18 protein-coding genes and 1 pseudogene are annotated in these 18,183 nt (G+C 66.9%); 5 read left to right on the forward strand and 14 right to left on the reverse strand.

The window, feature by feature from the left end; all coding sequences use genetic code 11:
- Positions 1-175: 175 nt before the first annotated feature.
- Together ACZ5WE_RS38170 and ACZ5WE_RS38175 are read right to left on the reverse strand one after the other, a co-directional pair.
- Positions 176-265: pseudogene (locus tag ACZ5WE_RS38170) on the reverse strand (DNA-binding response regulator); the annotation flags it as partial.
- A gap of 958 nt (positions 266-1,223) precedes the next feature.
- Positions 1,224-1,571 (reverse strand): hypothetical protein, encoded by a 348-nt coding sequence (locus ACZ5WE_RS38175; protein WP_467696244.1) that lies wholly within the window; start codon positions 1,569-1,571, stop codon positions 1,224-1,226.
- A gap of 1,450 nt (positions 1,572-3,021) precedes the next feature.
- Here ACZ5WE_RS38175 and ACZ5WE_RS38180 point away from each other — a divergent pair.
- Both ACZ5WE_RS38180 and ACZ5WE_RS38185 read left to right on the forward strand, forming a co-directional pair.
- Positions 3,022-3,771 carry an alpha/beta fold hydrolase gene (locus ACZ5WE_RS38180; protein ID WP_467696247.1) on the forward strand — a complete coding sequence of 250 codons (750 nt, stop codon included), beginning with the start codon at positions 3,022-3,024 and terminating at the stop codon, positions 3,769-3,771.
- A 143-nt stretch (positions 3,772-3,914) separates the two neighbouring features.
- On the forward strand, positions 3,915-4,277 hold the full coding sequence (locus tag ACZ5WE_RS38185; protein ID WP_467696243.1) for a hypothetical protein: 363 nt from the start codon (positions 3,915-3,917) through the stop codon (positions 4,275-4,277).
- Between the two features lie 322 nt (positions 4,278-4,599).
- Here ACZ5WE_RS38185 and ACZ5WE_RS38190 read toward each other — a convergent pair whose 3' ends face one another.
- The 7 genes from ACZ5WE_RS38190 to ACZ5WE_RS38220 all read right to left on the reverse strand — a co-directional run bounded on the left by ACZ5WE_RS38190 (position 4,600) and on the right by ACZ5WE_RS38220 (position 10,555).
- Positions 4,600-5,763 carry a sensor histidine kinase gene (locus ACZ5WE_RS38190; protein ID WP_467696245.1) on the reverse strand — a complete coding sequence of 388 codons (1,164 nt, stop codon included), beginning with the start codon at positions 5,761-5,763 and terminating at the stop codon, positions 4,600-4,602.
- Positions 5,764-5,848: 85 nt separating this feature from the next.
- Entirely contained in the window at positions 5,849-6,520 is a 672-nt protein-coding gene (locus ACZ5WE_RS38195; protein WP_467696242.1) for a response regulator, read from the reverse strand.
- Between the two features lie 74 nt (positions 6,521-6,594).
- Positions 6,595-7,053, reverse strand: a complete 459-nt coding sequence (locus ACZ5WE_RS38200) for a hypothetical protein (protein WP_467696241.1) — start codon at positions 7,051-7,053, stop codon at positions 6,595-6,597.
- Positions 7,054-7,794: 741 nt separating this feature from the next.
- Positions 7,795-8,577, reverse strand: a complete 783-nt coding sequence (locus tag ACZ5WE_RS38205; RefSeq protein WP_467696240.1) for a hypothetical protein — start codon at positions 8,575-8,577, stop codon at positions 7,795-7,797.
- A 276-nt stretch (positions 8,578-8,853) separates the two neighbouring features.
- Positions 8,854-9,687, reverse strand: a complete 834-nt coding sequence (locus ACZ5WE_RS38210) for a transposase family protein (protein ID WP_467696239.1) — start codon at positions 9,685-9,687, stop codon at positions 8,854-8,856.
- Positions 9,684-10,211: a hypothetical protein gene (locus tag ACZ5WE_RS38215; RefSeq protein WP_467696238.1), complete on the reverse strand. Its 528-nt coding sequence runs from the start codon at positions 10,209-10,211 to the stop codon at positions 9,684-9,686. The genes ACZ5WE_RS38210 and ACZ5WE_RS38215 overlap by 4 nt, the downstream gene beginning before the upstream one ends.
- A 161-nt stretch (positions 10,212-10,372) precedes the next feature.
- Positions 10,373-10,555 carry a hypothetical protein gene (locus ACZ5WE_RS38220; RefSeq protein WP_467696237.1) on the reverse strand — a complete coding sequence of 61 codons (183 nt, stop codon included), beginning with the start codon at positions 10,553-10,555 and terminating at the stop codon, positions 10,373-10,375.
- A gap of 354 nt (positions 10,556-10,909) precedes the next feature.
- Between ACZ5WE_RS38220 and ACZ5WE_RS38225 the strand changes: the two genes are divergently transcribed.
- The gene (locus ACZ5WE_RS38225) at positions 10,910-11,650 is read left to right on the forward strand and encodes a dienelactone hydrolase family protein (protein ID WP_467696236.1); all 741 of its coding nucleotides are present in this window, start codon (positions 10,910-10,912) and stop codon (positions 11,648-11,650) included.
- A 571-nt stretch (positions 11,651-12,221) separates the two neighbouring features.
- Here ACZ5WE_RS38225 and ACZ5WE_RS38230 read toward each other — a convergent pair.
- Positions 12,222-13,029, reverse strand: a protein-coding gene (locus ACZ5WE_RS38230; protein ID WP_467696235.1) for an IS5 family transposase whose coding sequence is annotated in 2 segments (ribosomal slippage) — positions 12,222-12,690 and positions 12,689-13,029 — 810 coding nt in all. Because the reading frame shifts where the segments join, the coding sequence is not laid out codon by codon here.
- A gap of 92 nt (positions 13,030-13,121) precedes the next feature.
- A complete protein-coding gene (locus tag ACZ5WE_RS38235; RefSeq protein ID WP_467696234.1) occupies positions 13,122-14,279 on the reverse strand; it encodes an FAD-dependent monooxygenase in 1,158 nt (385 codons plus the stop codon).
- A 72-nt stretch (positions 14,280-14,351) separates the two neighbouring features.
- Between ACZ5WE_RS38235 and ACZ5WE_RS38240 the strand changes: the two genes are divergently transcribed.
- The gene (locus tag ACZ5WE_RS38240) at positions 14,352-14,909 is read left to right on the forward strand and encodes a TetR/AcrR family transcriptional regulator (protein ID WP_467696232.1); all 558 of its coding nucleotides are present in this window, start codon (positions 14,352-14,354) and stop codon (positions 14,907-14,909) included.
- Positions 14,910-15,051: 142 nt separating this feature from the next.
- On the opposite strand, the gene ACZ5WE_RS38245 is transcribed toward ACZ5WE_RS38240, so the two are convergent.
- Positions 15,052-15,333 (reverse strand): hypothetical protein, encoded by a 282-nt coding sequence (locus ACZ5WE_RS38245; RefSeq protein ID WP_467696231.1) that lies wholly within the window; start codon positions 15,331-15,333, stop codon positions 15,052-15,054.
- Between the two features lie 29 nt (positions 15,334-15,362).
- On the reverse strand, positions 15,363-16,163 hold the full coding sequence (locus tag ACZ5WE_RS38250) for a hypothetical protein (RefSeq protein ID WP_467696230.1): 801 nt from the start codon (positions 16,161-16,163) through the stop codon (positions 15,363-15,365).
- 430 nt (positions 16,164-16,593) lie between these two features.
- Between ACZ5WE_RS38250 and ACZ5WE_RS38255 the strand changes: the two genes are divergently transcribed.
- Positions 16,594-16,794, forward strand: a complete 201-nt coding sequence (locus tag ACZ5WE_RS38255; RefSeq protein ID WP_467696229.1) for a hypothetical protein — start codon at positions 16,594-16,596, stop codon at positions 16,792-16,794.
- A 176-nt stretch (positions 16,795-16,970) separates the two neighbouring features.
- Here ACZ5WE_RS38255 and ACZ5WE_RS38260 read toward each other — a convergent pair whose 3' ends face one another.
- Positions 16,971-17,711 carry a DUF4232 domain-containing protein gene (locus ACZ5WE_RS38260; protein WP_467696228.1) on the reverse strand — a complete coding sequence of 247 codons (741 nt, stop codon included), beginning with the start codon at positions 17,709-17,711 and terminating at the stop codon, positions 16,971-16,973.
- Between the last annotated feature and the right edge of the window lie 472 nt (positions 17,712-18,183).

Genomic DNA, 18,183 nt, shown 5'->3' on the forward strand with positions numbered 1-18,183 from the left:
GCTTGCGCCCCATCTCCGTCTTCGGCCGTGGTCCGGCATTTCTCCCGCTGACGGGGCGTCCGCCCTCGAGAGCCTCTATTAGGAGACAAAGCACTCTCGGCCGCTGGCCACCCCGGGCCCGGTGGTTCTGAAAAGCGCCTGAAAAGCGCCTCCACATCCGTGAGTGGGGGCACCGGGTCACCCGTTTTAGCAGGCGCACGGTGGTTGCAGGTGAGATCAGTGAGTCGCCCGCGGCCGCTGCCTGGACCGCTTCAACGACTAGGGCCCCATGGGTGTTGGAGGCCACCAGAGGACCACGACGCTGCGATCCAGAGAAGATTGCGCGGGAGACAGACCGCGAGCTGATCGAACTCCTTTCCCACCGTCAGGGGTGAGCGGCCTGGGGCCTCGCCATAGAGCGAGAGGCTAAGAGACAGCCGGCATACGCTGGGCGGGCTCTTAGTGTGCGCGCGACACCCGGTCGGCGGCATCCGGTGGGCGTCCGGCAAGCAGGCGGTGTCGGATGGGTGTAGCGCGGCGGGCGCCTCTTCTCCCTTCCTCCCGGCGGGGGTCTCGCCGTGCGCCGACCACTCGCACGGCCCCGGGGACCCCGGTGCACGCCTCGTGTTTGGCACTTTCATCGCGTCCGCCGCGCTGGCCATCGCCGCAGCCTCCACGGCGTTCGCTGTGACGGCGTGATGCCCGCACGAGGCCCTTCTGCCGCCCCGTCCGTTCACAGCCCGGGGCGGGCTAGTCGTCGCCAGCCTTCCGGCGGGTGTACGTGGCCTCGCCCGGTTCATCGCCCGCGAAAGCCATCAGCGTGTGTGCCGCGCTCACGCCGAAGAAGAAGGTGCCGGTAGTCCGCTTTCCAAGCAGGAATGCGTTTTGGCCGTGGTCATCAGCCGACCCGCCCCCAGCCTGTGGGCCGACCGACATGTGCCAATTTGGGAAACGGGGCTCCCTGACGCTTCAGCCCTCTGGCCATAAGAGCGGGTCACGGGGATTGGTGGCGTTCGGCCAGGCGGACCCGGCGCCCAGCCGGAGGCCTCGGCCGGTGGGCGTGGCGGTGACGACGCTGCCCTCGGTCTCGACGTCGAACGCCTGACCCAAAGGGGCGGTGATGGTGGCGTGCATCTTGCGGCGCAGCGGCATATAGGGCCACGTCGCCCGCTGCTAGATGGCCCTCGGCAGGCGCTGGGGAGCGCGCCCCGCAAGGGCACCCGCTCCCCAGCTGACTTCGGCACTCACCCCTGCTTGACGCTCAATTCACCACTGTCACGGTCCGCGACCTTGCGGGCGGGCTTGCTGTCCGTGGTCTGCCCGCGGTCGACGGTCACGGCGTGCTTGCCTCCGTCCGTCAGCTCGACCGTGCCGTGCGCGCTGTCCGCGGCGGTCAGCTTCGCCGCCTGATTGATCGACTGGGCAGGCTTGGCATCATTGCCCGGGGCCCGCGTCTCGACCTGCGCGCGTGTGGTATTGGTCTTGCCGTGGTCACCGTCGTTTCCAGGGGCCGCGCTGGCCGTGCCCACAGCGGCGACGAGACTCATGGCGGCGACGGGTAGGCCGATAGCGAGGCGCTTACGGATGTTCATGGAGGTCTCCTTGATTCATTGTGTCGACGCTCCCCGAAGGGGCGCTGGCGCAACGAACGGTAAAAGACCACCCGATCTCGCTTCCTTAACGCTTTGCCCCGACGTTCGCCAAATCGCTGACGAGACGCTACAGCGGCGTTCCTCCCGACTCTGGGATGTCAGCGGCGTCGTGCTGGACCCAACTCAGCATGCGCACGGGCAGACCGTGCAGCGCCCCCACGGCTCGACGCTCTCGGGTCGCATCCCGTATTCCGATTGCAATTCCCCCCGAAACACCGACCTCAACCCCCTGCTGCGCCAGCCCTCGACGATGTATCGATGGGGGCCTCAAGGAGACCGGCGCTACGGAACCTGCTGGAACTTCGCTCCCGACACGAGCTCGCCACCAGGCCTGTCCAACTCGCAGCACAATGCCGCAACATCTCGGAACAACATCTCGGAACGCACGGTGTGGCGCTGGCTGGCCGAGGGCGCGTCGAGGGAGTTCAACGGTGTGGCGACGACGCGTGTGTGGACGCACCCCCTTGCACCCTCAAACGCCTCGTCGACGTCGGCTGCGAGCGGCCGCGGGGGCTAACTCCCACTACCGGTGACGACGCGAGCGCGGGGACTGGCACGCGGCTGCGTCGCGCAACCTCGTCAACGGATGCTCGGCCAGCTGTTCCATGCCTCCGCGAGCACAAGCTGTTCGACGAGAACCTGGCGTTCGCCGCTCCACTTGCCGCTCCGGCTTTACGGCTTAGCAAAGCGAGGTGTCGGTGTCTGATCTCTTGATCTTGATCTGGAACTGGGCTGGGCAATGGTGATGTCGAGGTATCTCTTCGCCCACTGGACCGCTTGAACCCTGGATAGCCGGGGGAGTTCGCTGGCCCGCTCGTACTCCTCGCAAGGGCTCAACCTCCAAAGGTGCTGCTGCGCCGCTTCATGCCCCCTGTACTGCGGAAATCCGGTTCTCCACCCGTCACGCTCGGTGGCGGCCTGCGCCGCCAGGACCCGTTAAAGCTTCTTCAGAACCCTGACCTTGCCACCTGCCGGCCGAGCAGTGGCCGCAGTTCGCTACCGAGGCGGAAGAACTCGATATCGCGGCCCGCCCTGTTCGTCTGGCGGCGACTGACAGCGTGGAAATGCCGAGGCCTCAGCAGGGCGCAGGACCGAAGCCCAGGAGACGGCGCGAGTCATACGTACCGGGGACGGCCGGGCTCCCCTATGTGTCTGCCCACGAGGGCGTTGGTGAGTTCCAGAAGCGATAAGAACGGGGCAGCGAAGGGGAGTCTGATCCTGGCGCGCAATCGGATGGCTGCGGCAACTGCCAAGTGCTGTACACCGAATGGCCCGCAGGTCAGTTCAAGCTTCCCTCCATTTGCCGCGTCTCAAGAGTGGTAGATCTACGCCCCGCAGAGGGTTCGAAGCCCGAGGCAGTGAAAGCGGTGATGGTGGGTCAGTGGATCAGATGACAGGAGCCGGGCTCTTCACCCGCAGGTTCGGGGCGCTACCGCGTAAAGGCGCCCCCGCCGTCGTACTCGTACACGGACTGGGGCTCTCAGGACGCTACTTCGTGCCGCTGGCGCAGCGGCTGGCCGCGAGTGGGGCGACCGTCCTCGTACCGGACATGCCCGGCAACGCGCGGTCGCGCGCCGCAGTGTCCCGTGCACCCGACGTCGGCCAGCTCGCACGTTCCCTGGCGCACTGGCATCAGCGGCTCTCGCTGGGACCAAGTCTGCTGGTGGCCAACTCGGTCGGCTGTCAGGTGGCCGCAGCCTTCACCGTCCGCCACCCGCTCCTGGTGAGCCGCATGGTGATAGTGGGTCCAGCGCTCGATCCCGGCGCATCGGGCTGGCGCCAGTGCGGCCGACTCATCTCCGACGCGCCCCACGAGCCCCTTGGCCTGCTCTCACTGGCTGTGCTGGATTACCTGGTGACCGGCCCCTTGCGCTGTGCTGCTTCCTTCCGTCACGCCCTGCGGGACTCGACTGAGGCCTTCGAAGCAAACCTGTCCAAGGTCCACGTGCCGACACTCGTCGTACGTGGAGCCAGCGACACCATCGTCTCCAGGACCTGGAGCAGGCGCGTGGCACACCTGGTTGACGGACGAGCGGCTGAGATCCCGGGCGCAGCCCACGCGGCCCACTACAGCGCGCCGGATGCCCTGGCATCGTTGATCCAAGGGTTTACGGCAGCCGGAGAGCACGGAGAACTCTGATGATGTCATCAAGGGATCCCGCCCCCTCGCGTCCCGAGCACGCGAAACACCCGTCCCCTTGGCTGCGTCTGCTGCCCGGCATCTCCCCGAAACGCCGCGGCTTCGTACTGGCCTGGTGGGGGTTTGCTCTCACCTTCGGCGGGATGCGTCTGCTCACCTGGCTCATCCACATCGACGTGGCCGGGATCGGCGACGTCGAGGCCGGCGGGCTGCACATCCACCACTACGTGTGGGGCATCGTCTTGCTCGCGGCGGTCGGTGCCGCAGGTCTGGTTGATCGCTCGGCGCGGGCACGCGCCTGGATGGGGCTGGCCTACGGGGTTGCCCTGGCCCTCATCGTCGACGAGGCAGCACTGCTGATCAGCCTGGAAGACGTGTACTGGGACACCCAGGGCGGAGTCAGCATCGCTCTGGCCATCGCCGTGATCGGCATCGCCGGTAGCATCCTGGCGGCCACGCGAGGGCGACGCGCCTCCAAAGAAGACCAGAACCATGGACGCTCTTGAGCTCAGGCCCCGCCCATGCCGGGCCCTGCTGCTCGTCGACTTGCCTGGCGTAGAGCCCCGTTCTCATTGGATGGGGGCGTTCAACGCTCGCGCGCTTATCCGGCGCGCTTGGACGTCGACAGCCGAGAAGGTCGCGACCACCGCGTCACGAGGGCTGGTCAAACGGTGCGGTGGGCTCAAGCTGGTGTGATCGCAGACGCCGGTCACCCGTGCATGCTCCGATACCGAGGAGCAGGTGATCGCGGTAGCGGGCACGCCCACAGCCACACGCCCACAGCCACGGCTGCTCCCAGAGCGATGATGGTGCGCGAGCCAGCCGGGATCAGGTGCCGGAAGGGCTCAGGGGAAGGAGGGCCCGTACCTGCCAGCCACCTTCATCGGTGGGGCCCGCGTCCAGACGGCCGGCCATGGCGGCAGCCCTCTCGCGCATGCCTTCCAGCCCGAATCCCCCGCCGCGGGCGCGAGGCGGAAGGCCGGCGGCGCGGTGGCCATCGTTGATCACTTTCAGTTCGATCCCGGTGGGCAGCTCGCTCAGTGAGATGCGCACGAGGGTGGCGTCGACCGCGTGTTTGCGGATGTTGGTCAGCGCCTCGCGGACGATGCGGTGGATCCCGGCGCGGACGTCAGCCGGAAGCCGTGCCTCCACACCGGGGGCGATGTCGAGTTTCACCGGTGGCCCAGTGCGGGCGAAATCCCGTGCCATCTGGGGTAGGTCGCCGAGTCCTGTGGGTGCGAGAGGACCTGCCTGTTCGTGGTCGCCGGCACGGCGCATGACGGCCACAAGCCGCTTCATCGCATTCAGCGCTTCGGCGGCTTCCGTCTCGATGCGTTCCAGAGCGTCATCCGGTATTCGGCCCTGTGGGCCTACGAAGCGGATCGCTTTCGCCTGAACGATGATGCCGGAGATGTGATGAGCGACCACATCGTGCAACTCCCGTGCGAGGGCCCTGCGTTCGACGGCGCGTGTTTCGGCGAGATCACGGACGCGCCGTTGCCTCTGTGCCCGCAGGAGGACCGAGAACGTCGCGACGATCAGGGTGATGAGCGAGATGGCAAGGGTCCACTCCTGAGGATTGGCATCACGTGTCGGCACGGCCATGCAGGCGAGCGCTATGGCAGGCGCCAAGAAGGTGGCGGTGCGGTCCGAGGCCCGCCAGCAGACACTGCACAACAGGAGCAGGAGAGCCGCGATTTCCCCGATCCCCCACACCCCGATCTCATCGCTCCCGGCGAGGAAGTGCAACGTGACGCCCCACGAGACGACGGCGGCGACCGTGCCGCGCACGGCGAGCGGGACGGGGGTGCCGGGGATGGCACACAGGCTGCACACGATCGATGAGGCGATGGCGATGACGAGTTCCGCCGAGGGCAGCCTCTCGAGGAAGACCGCATCGATGGTGATGAGGCCGAACAAGACGATCCCCGAGGCGATCATCACCCTGGGGTTGCGGGCCGGAAGGCGTGAGAAGCGTTCCACCAGCGTCATGTGCTGCACCAGGCCAGGCTGTTCTGCGCGTTGGGGCGTGTGAAGGCGGGACATGCGGGATCGCGCGTGGGGCCGGGCGGGTGTGTCAATCGGTGCACAGGCCCGCCTCCCATGCCCAGATGGCGATTTCTACGCGGTTGCGTACGTCGAGCTTGGTCTGAATGTGGGCGAGGTGGGCTTTGACGGTGGACACGGACAGGAAGAGGTCCTGGGCTATCTCCGCGTTGGTGCGGCCACGGGCCAAACGACGGACGACCTCCATCTCGCGCGGTGTAAGTGGTTCGGCAGGCTGAGACGCCCTGAGCGCACCGGGCTGCTGCGTCATCTGCTCAAGCAGGCGCACGGTGATGGCTGGTGAGATCAGGGAGTCGCCCGCGGCCGCCGCGTGGACCGCTTCAACGAGCAGGGCAGGACTGGAGTCTTTGAGGAGGAAACCGGAGACGCCGTCGCGCAGCGCCGTGCGCACATATTCGTCGTCATTGAACGTGGTGATGATGACGACCTTCGGCGGGTGACGCTCATTTCCCTTGTTCGGATCCGCCTGGCGCAGGCGTCGATTGACTTCTAGTCCGTCCATTCCCGGCATGCGAATGTCCAGAAGCATGATGTCGGGCGCAAGTGCGCGTGCGGCCTCCAGCGCTTCTTGGCCGCCTGCGACATCGGCGAGCACTTCGATTCCGGGGGTCGCCTCCAGGATCATCCGGAATCCTCTGCGGACCATCTCCTGGTCGTCCGCGATGACCACTGTGATCGGCATCCGTTCCCACTTCCGACGGGTGCCCGGCAGCCCATGAGCGGGTGGCCGGGGGCTACAGCGGCTTCAGCAGCTGGTCAGGAGCGATCTCGCCGCCACACGAGCAGAAGCAGACCCCCCGCCACCGCGACAAGTGCGGAGCCGGCCATAGCCGGACCGTAGGCGCCCGCCAGAGCGACGAGTGCGGAACCCATCACAGCGGGGCCGTAGCGCTCCTGGTTCGGGCCGCCCAGCCCGGCATGTGTGGTGACTGTGGGCATGTGGCGTGTGTCGGGGCAGTGGGCCACCTGAGCGGAAAGGGACGCGGACTCGGATTTGAGCCGGTCCACGTTGTCACGCTGGGTCTGGCCGGGGCGTCCCCCCTCGTCAACGATCGCCTCGAACGCCTTCAGCGCCGCCAGGTAGTCGCTCTGAGCCTGCTGAGCAGCGGACTCGGTCTGCCCGCAGGCGGAGCTGTCGATGGCTTGCGCCGCCGGAGCGGTGCTGCTGAGGACAGCCGCGGCAGCAGCGGTGACGACGACGGATATGGAACCCATGATGCAGTGTCCTCCCGGTAGAACGGGGCGCAGCGCCTGTGCGCCGCCCGGCAACGCGATCCGCACTCGTGCTTTATTGAGAACAGCCTCCTGGGGGCCGTCCTGCATCCCCACTCGCGCGTCCCATGGACCTTCTTCAAACCCGCCAGGGCAGTCGGGTAGGCGTTTCAGCAGGTCAAGAACTCCGTCTGCCGGAGCGACGCGACGCTGCGGTTTTCGTCCAAACGACTGACGTCCACGCAGCGTCATTCCAGATGGCTTCGGCGTCCGACGTGCTCGACCACCACCTGCCCGGTACGGTCCACGCCCAGCGCCGCCGCTTTGCCAGGCAGTACCCGGCTTTCCGGGCTATGTGCCACCCGGAAAGCCATGAGAGGGGTTGCCGGGTACCGGGGTTTGATCAAGTTCGGGGCCTTGTGCTGCGCCACAGGAGGTAGCCGGCGCCACTGGCCAGGGCAAGGCCGAGTGCAGTCTGGCCCACGCTGGCACTGTCGACGCTGCCATCAGCCCCTGCTTCGGTGCCGCGCCACTCACGGTTGGTGACGGTTACGCTGGTCTTCCACTGAGCCTCCGCCAACTAGAAGGCGCAGGTCAAAGAGCTGATGTGACGGTCGTTCGGGGTGCTCGTGCTGGTCGGAGGCGGCAGTCTGTGCAGTAGATCATCCGTCACTCCGCACCCCAGCGTGACGGTGATCGGGGGCTGTAGAGCGGGTGCTGCCAAGGGCTGGAGGTCTTGGTACATCAGCCGCGTCGGTATCTGGCTGCCATCGTGTGGAACACCTTCTTCGGTTCCCAGCGCCTCTCGTCGAGCATCCTGACGACGCCGTAGGAGCCAAGGTCTTGCTCCCCGGGCCTGCTGTAGCCGGCGAAGGTGAACCAGAGCGCGGTGTCCACGCCTTCGTCCTCGAAGACGTCCAGCAATTCAGTGAGGTAGCGCGCCTGCTCGTCTTCGTCCGGGACCGCGCCGCGTGGCACCTGCCAGGCCATGCCGCCACGTTCTCCCGCGCCCTGGTACGCACAGGTTCCGTACTCGGTCACCGCGACGGGCTTGCCGCGGGCGAGGTGCCCACGCAACTCGTCACGGAAGCTGTCGGCGTTGTAGGCGGCCCGGTAGGCATCGATGCCGACGAGGTCGAACGCACCCCAGTCAACGAACTCCCAAGGAGCCGAGGCGTAGGTGACCTGCCCGCCGAAGTGCGTACGGACGGTCACGGCGATCTGGGAGAGGAAGTCGTTGAGGCGTTCTTGCACCGGTCCGAGGGAGGACCACCACTCCATGTCGGCGGCCGCCATGGCCCGCATACGGTCACCGTAGGTGTCGCCCGGGAGGAAACCGCCGCAGAACGCGCTGATCTCGCAGCCGGCGACGAACACCACATCGGCGCCAGCCTCCCGTACGGCTTCGGCCCGAGCAGCGCAGTCGGCGAAGAACGGGAGCAGCTGGTCGCGGGGAAGGTCCACGGGAAAGGGGGCGAACCAGACCTCAAGGCCGACGTCTGCAGCTTGTCTTGCAGCGATGCTCAACCGTTCAGGCTCTCGTCCCGAGATCCGAACGGCGTCACAGTGAAGATCGCCGGAGATCACCGCCATGTCGTGCCGGACCGTCTCAATGGTGAAGCTCTTGCGGGAGAGTTCTTCCCCTGGGAGGAACCCTGTGTCGTAGTTGATGCCCCGTGCGCGCACGTCCGTGTCCCTTCACTGCCGTTGCCGTGTTCGAGCAAGTCAAAGCCGCGCTCGAGGTTCTTGGCCAGAGGGCGGCTACCGAAGGTGATGTCGCCGGGAACTCCATGCGGTGTTGTCTCAGCGGCCGACTTCCAGGTTCGTCAGAACGAATAGTGCACGCAGGAGGTGGGTGGCGCGGGCGGGATCGGTACGGAGCTTGGTCAGGATCCGCCAGTTCTTGAGGTGGGCGAAGCCGTGCTCGACCGGTGCACGCCCGACGGCGAGGACACGGTTGGCTTCCTTGTGGCCCGGGGTGAGCTTGTGGGTGCGGCTGGCGGCGAAGCCGGTGAAGATCACGGGGTCGCGAATGTCGTTGTCCAGGCCGCGGGAACCGAGGTCGGCCAGCGCCCCGAGGCCGGCGGCGCGCAGGTGGGCCAAGATGTGGTCGTGGCGGGCCGCGGTGTTGTCGTGGGTGGAGCCGGGCCGGGCGGCGGATATCCAGATCAGGCGGCCTCTCTCATCGGTCAGAGCGAGGAAGTGCAGGCCGTGACTGCGGTGCTTGCCGGAGTAGTTCCGCCGGTCGGCTCTCCCGGTGCGGCGCCGGGTGCGGATGAGGGTGCCGTCGATCAGGACCACCTCCCCGCCCCGTTTGGCGATCTTCTTCAGGGCGCGGTCCAGGCGCGGCGCCTGGGTGGCGAGCAGTCCGATCAGCTCGTCGCGCCAGCGGCGGACGGTGGACTCGGACACGTTGTTGCCGCCCGCCAGATCGGCCAGGCGCTGGTCGTGAGGCAGTACGGCCAGGACGATCACTGCGATCCTTCCGGGCGGCAGGGCCCGCCACCTGGACAGTATCGCCTTCAAGTGGCGTCGCAGCAGATCAGCGAGGTGGTTGACGGTGCTCGTGGACAGCGGTAGACGGCACTGGTAGACAAGCGGACAGGTGTCCTCGGCGCGCTCATGAGTTCTCGTCACACAGCCCCAACGGCCACCGGAGGCACCCCGGTTACGCCCGCACCGCACAGCCAAGTAGTGGCGTGCCTGGTTATAGGCGGGTGGTGAACCGGCCGTCGGGCATTTTCCGCAGCCCGCCGCGGTCTGTCAGCCTGACCAGCTTCCCTCGCAGCGGTTCCAGCTTGGACCGCACGCTGACGTCCACCCCCCAGCGTCTCGCCGACCTGCCGGGTCATGACCGGCCCGGCAGCCTGCCGCACGACGGCGAGAATGCGCTGGTAATCCGGCGGGAGCGCCTTCTCGTCCACATCCGGCGCGCGGTGCGGAATCAGCATCACCGCACGACCACCCACTTGCCCAGGCGCTGGCGCGGCCGAGGCACGTTCGTCGGCGAGCTGTTCACTCACCCGTTCAAGGACCCGTTCGGCCACAGCGAGTTCGTCCCGCTCAGCCCGTACCTCCGCCAACTCCTTGGCCAGCCGTTCTTCGAGTTCGTCCAGCTCCGCACGCCGCGCGGTGATCCGTTCCAGCAGTTCGGGATCCATACACCGGATCGTAGAAGGCACCCCGCCAGAGAAAGCAGGAACCCGGCAAGTCGCCCCCTGACGGACGATCTGCTCCTCAGACAATCGCCCACGACCAGCGTGAGCACCCCGAGCACCGTTCACACCAGCCCTTTGACCTGCGGCTTCAAGTTGGCGGAGGCTCACTGCTCCCCACGGGGGCAGGAGCCGTCGATGCCCCACGCCGAGGTTTTACCCACCGCGTTGGGGCCGTTTCCGTTGAACCCGGACGCTGCGGCCAGAGCGGCAGAGCCGCGATAGACGGTGTCGTCGCCGTACAGGTTGGCGCCTCCTCCTCCATACATGTCCAGCTGTGGCTTGTTCACGAGAACCGACAGCACCTGTGCACGAGTTTGGGAGGCGTCGGCGGTACGTCGTGTTCGATGTTCATGAGAACGACAGCGCCAGTGCACTCCGCCGTCGCAGAGCCGCGACTCGGGAAGTCGCGACGTCACCCCAAGTAGCTGTGCATCGTGTCTCCGTGGCATCCGGTCGGAGCCTCCGCGAAAACTCGTTGGCGAGCCACGGCCGACCACTGTTAGCCTCCCGGAGGCCGTGCGAGAGATCGAGGAGGTGGTACCCGTGAACGCAGTATCGACATGGGTGCTCCCCTCCGGGGTCACGGTCGGGCAATAGGTCGTCCGGGAGCGCCACTCTGAGCACTCCCGAAAGGCACGACCATGCGATTCACTTCTGAGCAACGCCTCGATGACGGCGTCCTCGAACGCGAATTCACCCTGGGTGAGATCCCCGGCATCCTGTGGACACCCGCATCGGCCTCCGCATCCGCACCGGCGCCGCTGATCCTGCTCGGCCACCCTCCCCTCGGGCTGCGCAAGATGTACCCCCGGTTGGTGGCCCGAGCCCGGCACTGTGCGGCGGACGGCTTCGCCACAGCCACCATCGAGCTCCCCGGAAGCGGCGACCGGCCCCGGTGGCCCGCCGCCGAGCAGGCCCGCGCCGACCTGCGCCGGGTGATGGAGGCCGGCGAGCCGGTGAGCGACGAGATCGTCGACGCCCTCATCCTCCCGCTGGTCGAAAAGGCTGTCCCGGAATGGCAGGCCGCCCTGGACGCCCTTCTTTCGCTGCCCGAGATCGGCGGCCCGGTCGGGTACTCGGGGGGAGTGATCTCCATCGGCGTCCGGCTGGCGGTGGTCGAGCCGCGCATCGCGGCCGCCGTTCTGTTCGCCGGGAGTTTCATTCCTCGCGCCATGTTCGAGGAGGCCCGCCAGGTCACCATTCCTCTGCACGTCCTGCTGCAGTGGGACGACGAAGGCAACGACCGGCAGGCGGGCCTGGACCTGTTCGACGCATTCGGCTCCAAGGAGAAGACCCTGCACGCCAATATGGGCGGGCACACCGGCGTCCCACAGTTCGCGGGGGACGCCGCGGGCCAGTTCTTCACCCGACATCTGAAGTGAGACCGGGCCGTCAGACCGGCAGCAGACGGTAGCTGGTGTCGGCCGGTATGCCGTTCAACGAGGACAGGGCCCGGCCCTCCGCAGCTCTCTCCGTCGTGGGCCCCTGCTGAACTCTCAGCAGGGGCCCGTGCTGCAGAAAGTCATGAACTGTTCGATTTCTGCAGAGCTTCGTGTGCTGCCCAAACTCGTGCACAGGTGCTGTCGGTTCTCGTGAACAAAGCCACCAGCTGCACTGAGCCGTTCGAGAAGGCCTGGCTGTTGGCGGTGATGGACTCCTCGTCGCTCTTGGGACAGGAGACCGTGACCTCCACCCCCGCCCCAGGGGCTGCGGTCGAAGGAGAGACGGAAGCAGTGACACCCTCTTCCGCGAATGCCATGGGGGCCGTGATGAGGGTCAGTGCGGCAGAGACAGTGAGAATGCTGGCGATGCGGCGCATGACAGGCCTGCGGGGCAGTGCGGGAGGTGGATGCGCGGCGAGGCCCCCTCGGGGCAGAGGGCCCGCCGTGTGCTGCTGTCCCACACCGACCCCGCCCCGGAAGCTCTCTGGATGTCGCCGACTGACTGATCATTTCAGAATGACGTTCGTAGGCGGCGGACACATATGAGGATGCAGGCCAGTTCAAGCAGGCCCTGGTGGAGGTCGGTGCGTCGTTCGTAGCGGATGCGTAGTCGTTTGAACTGGTGCAGCCACGCGAAGGCGCGCTCGACCACCCAGCGCACTTTGCCCAGACCGGAACCGTGGGCGACGCCGTGTCGGGCGATCATGGGTTTGATGCCGCGCTTCCACAGCAAGCGGCGGTACTTGTCGAAGTCATAGCCCGGGTCGGCATACAACCGTCGGGGCCTGTGGCGGGGGCGTCCGCGGAGCCCCCGAATCGTTGGAATGGCATCCAAGAGCGGCAGGAGCTGGGTGACGTCGTGTCGGTTGCCACCTGTGAGCGTAACCGCGAGCGGGGTTCCCCGGCGGTCGACGATCAGGTGGTGCTTGGAGCCAGAACGGGCACGGTCGACCGGTGAGGGGCCAACAAGATCCCCCCTTGAGGGCCCGGATGTGCGATCCGTCCACGGAACAGTCGTCCAGCTCCAGCAGACCCCCGCGTCGAAGCTCAGTCAGCAGCGCGGCATGCAGGCGCGACCAGACACCCGCCTCGGTCCAGTCCCGCAGCCGACGCCAGGCCGTCACGCCGGAGCAGCCCACGGATTCCGTCGGAACGTCGCGCCAGGCAACACCGGTTCGCAGCACGTACAGCACGCCGGCGAGTGCCACTCGATCAGGAACGCGCTGGCGCCCGGGGTGGCGACGTCGTCGTTCGGGAATGGGCGGCAGCAGCGGGGCCATGCGCTCCCACAGATCGTCCGGAACAAGATCAGTACGCACCCGGACGCCTTGCCCACCATGACCGCCAACGGCAAGACTCGCAGCTTGACTTGGCCCAGAAAGTGCCTGCGGGGTGGCGGACGCGAGCCAGATCAGTTCAGCGACGGCGGGACCCAGGCGTGGTGACGCAGGATCATATGTATGGCGACCCGGGACGGTGTCAGTCGCATCGCCGTGTTCCGCAGGGTGACGGCCAGCGGGTGGGACAGTTGCTGACCCATTTTCCCGGCCTGCCGGGCGGCCACTGCGACGGACTGGCTCCGCGGCCGGCGCTCGGCGTCGTAGCGGGCAAGCGCGGCCTCGACGGTGGACTCGGCATCGAGTGCGGCGCCCAGAGTGACCGCGTCCTCCAGGGCCTGGCAGGCGCCCTGTCCCAGGTTGGGGGTCATCGCATGGGCCGCGTCGCCGAGCAGCGCGATCCGACCGACCACGTACGAAGGAAGAGGCGTGCGGAGTTCGTTCACGTCGTGATGCAACACCGCCTCGGGCCGGGTCCCGTCGAGCAGCGCGGGGATCGGGGCGTGCCAGGTGTGGAATCGTCGGCGCAGTTCGCTCAGCGGGTCGGCGAACCGCGTACCGGCGGGGAGGCTGAGGACGGCATGCCACTCGGCCCTCCCGTCCAGGAGAGCGATGTGTCCGAACTCCGCGCCCCGGCCCCAGGTCAGCTCGAAGTCGGTACGCAGATCAACCGCGTGCTCGGTGATCGCCCGCAACACCGACGAGCCGCTGTGGACCGGGCCGGGGTGCTCCGGGAAGAGTTGGCCGCGGACTGTGCTGCCGATACCGTCGGCTGCCACTACTAGATCGGCCTCCAGGGCCGGGGGGCTGTAGCCGACGTGAACCGTCTCCGGTCCGACCTGCTCGACCGTTGCCGCCTCGGAGCCGATCGCCAGTGCCCCGGCGGGCAATGCCCCGCGTAGCAGCCGGTGCAACGTGGAACGAGGGATGCCCATGATCGGCGTGCCCACCGCCTTCTCCAGCGCCGAGCCGTCCATCCGGGCCAGCCAGCCACCCCGGGGCGTCCGGGTGCCGCCGCTGTACTGGCCTCGCGACGCGTCCCGAACCGCCCCGCCGACCCCGAGTTCGTCCAATGCCCGCAGGCCGTTGGCAGCCAATGAAATACCTGCCCCCGCGTCCTCAAGCAGGGACGAACGCTCAAGGACCGTCACGTCCCAGCCAATGCGGTTCAGGGCGATTGCTGCGGCCAGCCCGCCAATTCCCCCTCCGACTACCACTGCCGTGTTGCCCATGGCGGAGCCTCCTTCTTCTACATTTGTAGAAGCCGACCCTATCCCGAGTCTCTACGGGTGTAGAAAGGGGTCATGGCTTCGGATCGGCGCACCCTTCTTGCAGATGCAGCTCTCGACGTCCTCGCCGAGGAAGGGATGCGCGGCCTGACCCACCGTGCGGTCGACCGCAGAGCAGCCATGCCGCCCGGCACCACCTCGGCCTACTTCCGCACCCGCGCCGCTCTGCTGACCGGACTCGTCGTCCACCTGGTCCAACTCGACCAGGCGGAACTTCACGCGACGGCCGACGAGCTTCCGTCCCTGCGTACCGTCGAGGAATTGGTTGACGGCATGGTGACGCTCACCCGACGGCGACTCACTGGCGAGGGCCGCCGGCGCTCGCTCGCCCGCCACGCTTGCGCCGTCGAAAGCGTGCGCGACAAAGAGCTGCGCGCGATCCTCGTGCCCCGGGAGAACGCCGGGCGTGAGGCCGTCCGGCTGTTCCTCGTCGAGCACGGCGTAACCGACGTCGAGAACCGCACTCACACTCTACTGACCTGCATCGACGGACTGATCTTCGACCGACTGGTGAACGGCGGCGAAGTACCGCGCGAAGCCCTCGAAGGACTGGTCGCCGCCGCGCTGCGTTAGGCCCCAGGCGTCCACGGTCCCGCTCGAAACAGCTGGCAGCCATAGCTGCCTCCGCCGCCTACGAACCTCATTCTGAAACGATCAGTGAGTGGGTCGGCGCCAGCCCAAGAAGGTTCCTGGACTGGGCTGGTGCCCTGCCTGCTCAGTCGTTGCCGGCCAGGAGCGTGAGGTTGCAGCCCTGGTCCCGCGTCCGGTGAGGCAGTATGCCGACGGTCTGACCTGTTGAGCGCTCCGCACCTTTGCGGGCGATCTCGCCGACGATGTGGGCGGCGGGCTGGATTTCTTCACGCGGCGTGGTGTGCGGGGCGTCGGCGGAGTGGTGTATTTGGGTGGTATCGGCGAACGCAGCCGCCGTCGGCATAGCGACGGCGGCCAGCGCTGCGAGGACGATCGCGATGGCCCGTAGGCGCACGCGGGTGGGCATGATCTCTTCCTTAAGTCCGCCCTGAGGGGCTAGTTGGCCGGCTGCGCGGCCGGGGCGTGGGCGCCGTCAGGCGCGGCCTGGCCAGCGTCCGGTGCCTGCACGTCCGGCTTCTTGGTCTCTTCGTCCGGGTTGGGCTTCACGTCATCCGGCTGGGGCTGCGGGTCGGGCTTGGTCTCGTCGTCCGGGGCGGGCTGCGGGTCCGGCTTCACGTCATCGTTGTTATCCGGTGTACCCGGCGCGTTGTCCTCGACCTGGTCCATCCAGGTCTTGAGCTGACCGCTGGACTCCAGGACCTCACGCATCCCGTTGTGGTTGCCGTAGGCGGCCTGGCCGTTGGCATCGAGCGAGCCGACCTTGCCGCCGGAGCCGAAGATGTCGGCCTGGTAGTGGTTGGTGCTCAGCTTGTAGACCTTTGCGGTGGTGCCGTCTACCAGGGTGGGCGTATCGACCAGGACGCGCTTGGGCTTGGGGGCGGCCTTGTCCATCCAGGAGGTGAGCGAGCCGCCCGGAGTGAGCTTGATGTGCAGGCCATTGTGGTTGGCGTAGGCGTTCTTGCCGTTCGCGATCAGGGTGCCGCCCTTGGAACCTGAGGTGACGGCCTTGGCCTTGTTCTTGCCGAGCTTGTAGACCTTCGCGGTAGAACCGTCACGCAGCTTGACCGTCTTGACGTTCTTGGCCTTCGACTGCGCAACGGACTCGACGCTGATCGACGAGGGAGCGGCGTGAGGGGCGGTGCCGACGGCCATGGCGCCGGAGGCGGCACCCAGGCTGATACCGGCAGTGGCGACAACGGCAATGGCGGTGGTACGCAGAGCACGGGCAGTACGCATGATGAGGGCCTTTCCAGATGGTTTTCCTGTGAGGTTGCGCCACTTCGTCGCGGCGACATCTACGAAGCTACGCAATTCACATCACCCGGCGCCTCAGTCCTTTGGCCATAAGAGGATACCCAAAAGCACTATCCCTCCCTCCACCCCTCAAGCCATTGCCTCCGCGACCACCGGAAAAGCGCCGAAGCAGGCGCAGGCAGGACTTCTTTTCACGAAGAGCGCGGATCAAGTTCTGACCTGGAGCGGACGAGCAGCCCGCTCGCCGCAGTGCATCCTGGCCGTCGGGGCCTGGGACACCTACTTGTCGCCGATGCGGCTCCGTAAGCCTGGGGAAGAGCAAGCATGCGCCGATGGGGCCAATTTCCAGAGTGGTGGGGAGGCACCGCTTTTCCAGGGCAGGGAGCGGAAGGGCAGGGAGAAAGAGAGCAGAATGTTCGATGGCATCATCCTGATCGGCCTGGCGGTCGGTGGGTCACCGCAGACCCAGTCAGTGTGGGACATGAGCCGCGCCCCGTACGACGGCGAGGACAAGATCGCCGTGCAAGCACAGGCGATCGTGTTGGCGGAAACTGGGTCCATGTGCGCTTTTAGCGCTCTGTGCGCCGCACTCCTGGTCACGGTGGCCCACTAGCCCGTAGGCGGAATCGGTCAGCGCCGCGCGACAACGCCAGCCTTCCTCAGCAGATACGCGTAAAGACTCGGCTGAGCGCAGCCTCTGCTCGTTCTCCCTGCAAGAGCGAGCCAGCAGCAAGGCAACGGCAACCAGGGTGTGTTGCCGCCTGCAGGCGGCAACACACCCTGGTTCCTTCAGGAGAGCAGCTGCACCTTCTCGGCCGGCTCCTTCGTGTTGATGCATTCCGTGTACGGGTTGGGCTTGCCCTGCTTTTCCTGGCACTTCCAGCTCGTGTCGTTCACGGTGAGGGTGATCGGCTCGGCCTTCTTGGCTTCTACGGCTTTGCCGTAGGCGGTGGAGACCTTCAGTGCGACAGGACACGCTTCCTTGCCGTGTGAGGTGACGGCGCGAACGGACAGATTGTTCCATCCGCTGCCGCAGTCGATCTTCTTGCTGGCAGAGCTGCCGGAATCCGCCTCGACGGTCGCTCCGACGGGCCCCACTGCGTTACCCGGGTGGGTAGCCCCTTCTTGCTTGGTCACCGGCCCCCATTTCCACGGCAGGGTGGTGGAGGCTTTGTTGTCGGGCGGCGTCACGACGGCAGCCTCCGGCGCGATGGCCTGCTTCGGCTCATTCTTCTCACTGAGGAAGATGAGCGTGAACGTCGTGCTCTTGCCCGGGGCCAGGGACACTGACTTCGGCTCGGGCTTGCTGGTGTCGCGCAGGGTCTCACTGCTCTTGCCCTGGGTCAGGGAGACGCCAGGGTGCCCCTGGAGCGTGCAGGAGTCATCACTGGAGTTGCGAAGCTTCACCACTGCGGTTTCCTGCTTGCCGGTGGGCGTGCTGGACCGGGCTGTGCCCGAATCGTCCCAGGACGCCTGAAGCTGGTCCGTACGGCAGGCGGCCGGCGCGGCTGATGCGGGAGCGGTGGCCACGAAGAGGCCTAGCGGCGCCGCGAGTCCCGCGATAGCAGCCAGGGCCGTCGTCCTGACGGCGGAGCGAGTACGTGCGTGACTGCTCATGGAATTACCTCCGGTGCCCGACAGAGAAGGAAATCTCTACGAACGGGAGAGCTGTCGATCTCCCCGCAAGGGCCGCAGAGAGTCACCTGAACGCGATCCATTATCCCGGTACCCGCGAGGGCCGACACTCCAGAGCCAAGCAATACCCGGTACGGGTACCCTCGGCTGGCAGGTGGGTTTTTCATGCGGCACAACTAGTCGAAACCAAGGGGCCTTTGACCGCCCTGAAGTTCTCACCTAAAAAATGGGCGGCCCCCTACCCGGTACGCGTACATGCCTCAGTACAGGTGTAGTGGCAGGGACGTCGGTGGGGTGCTGGCCCCACTCGCTCATCAATGTGCTTTGCGGAGGAGCGGCGGCCCAGCCCCCGGGGGGTGTAAGCGAG

This window comes from Streptomyces sp. NPDC033180 (genome assembly GCF_055577645.1).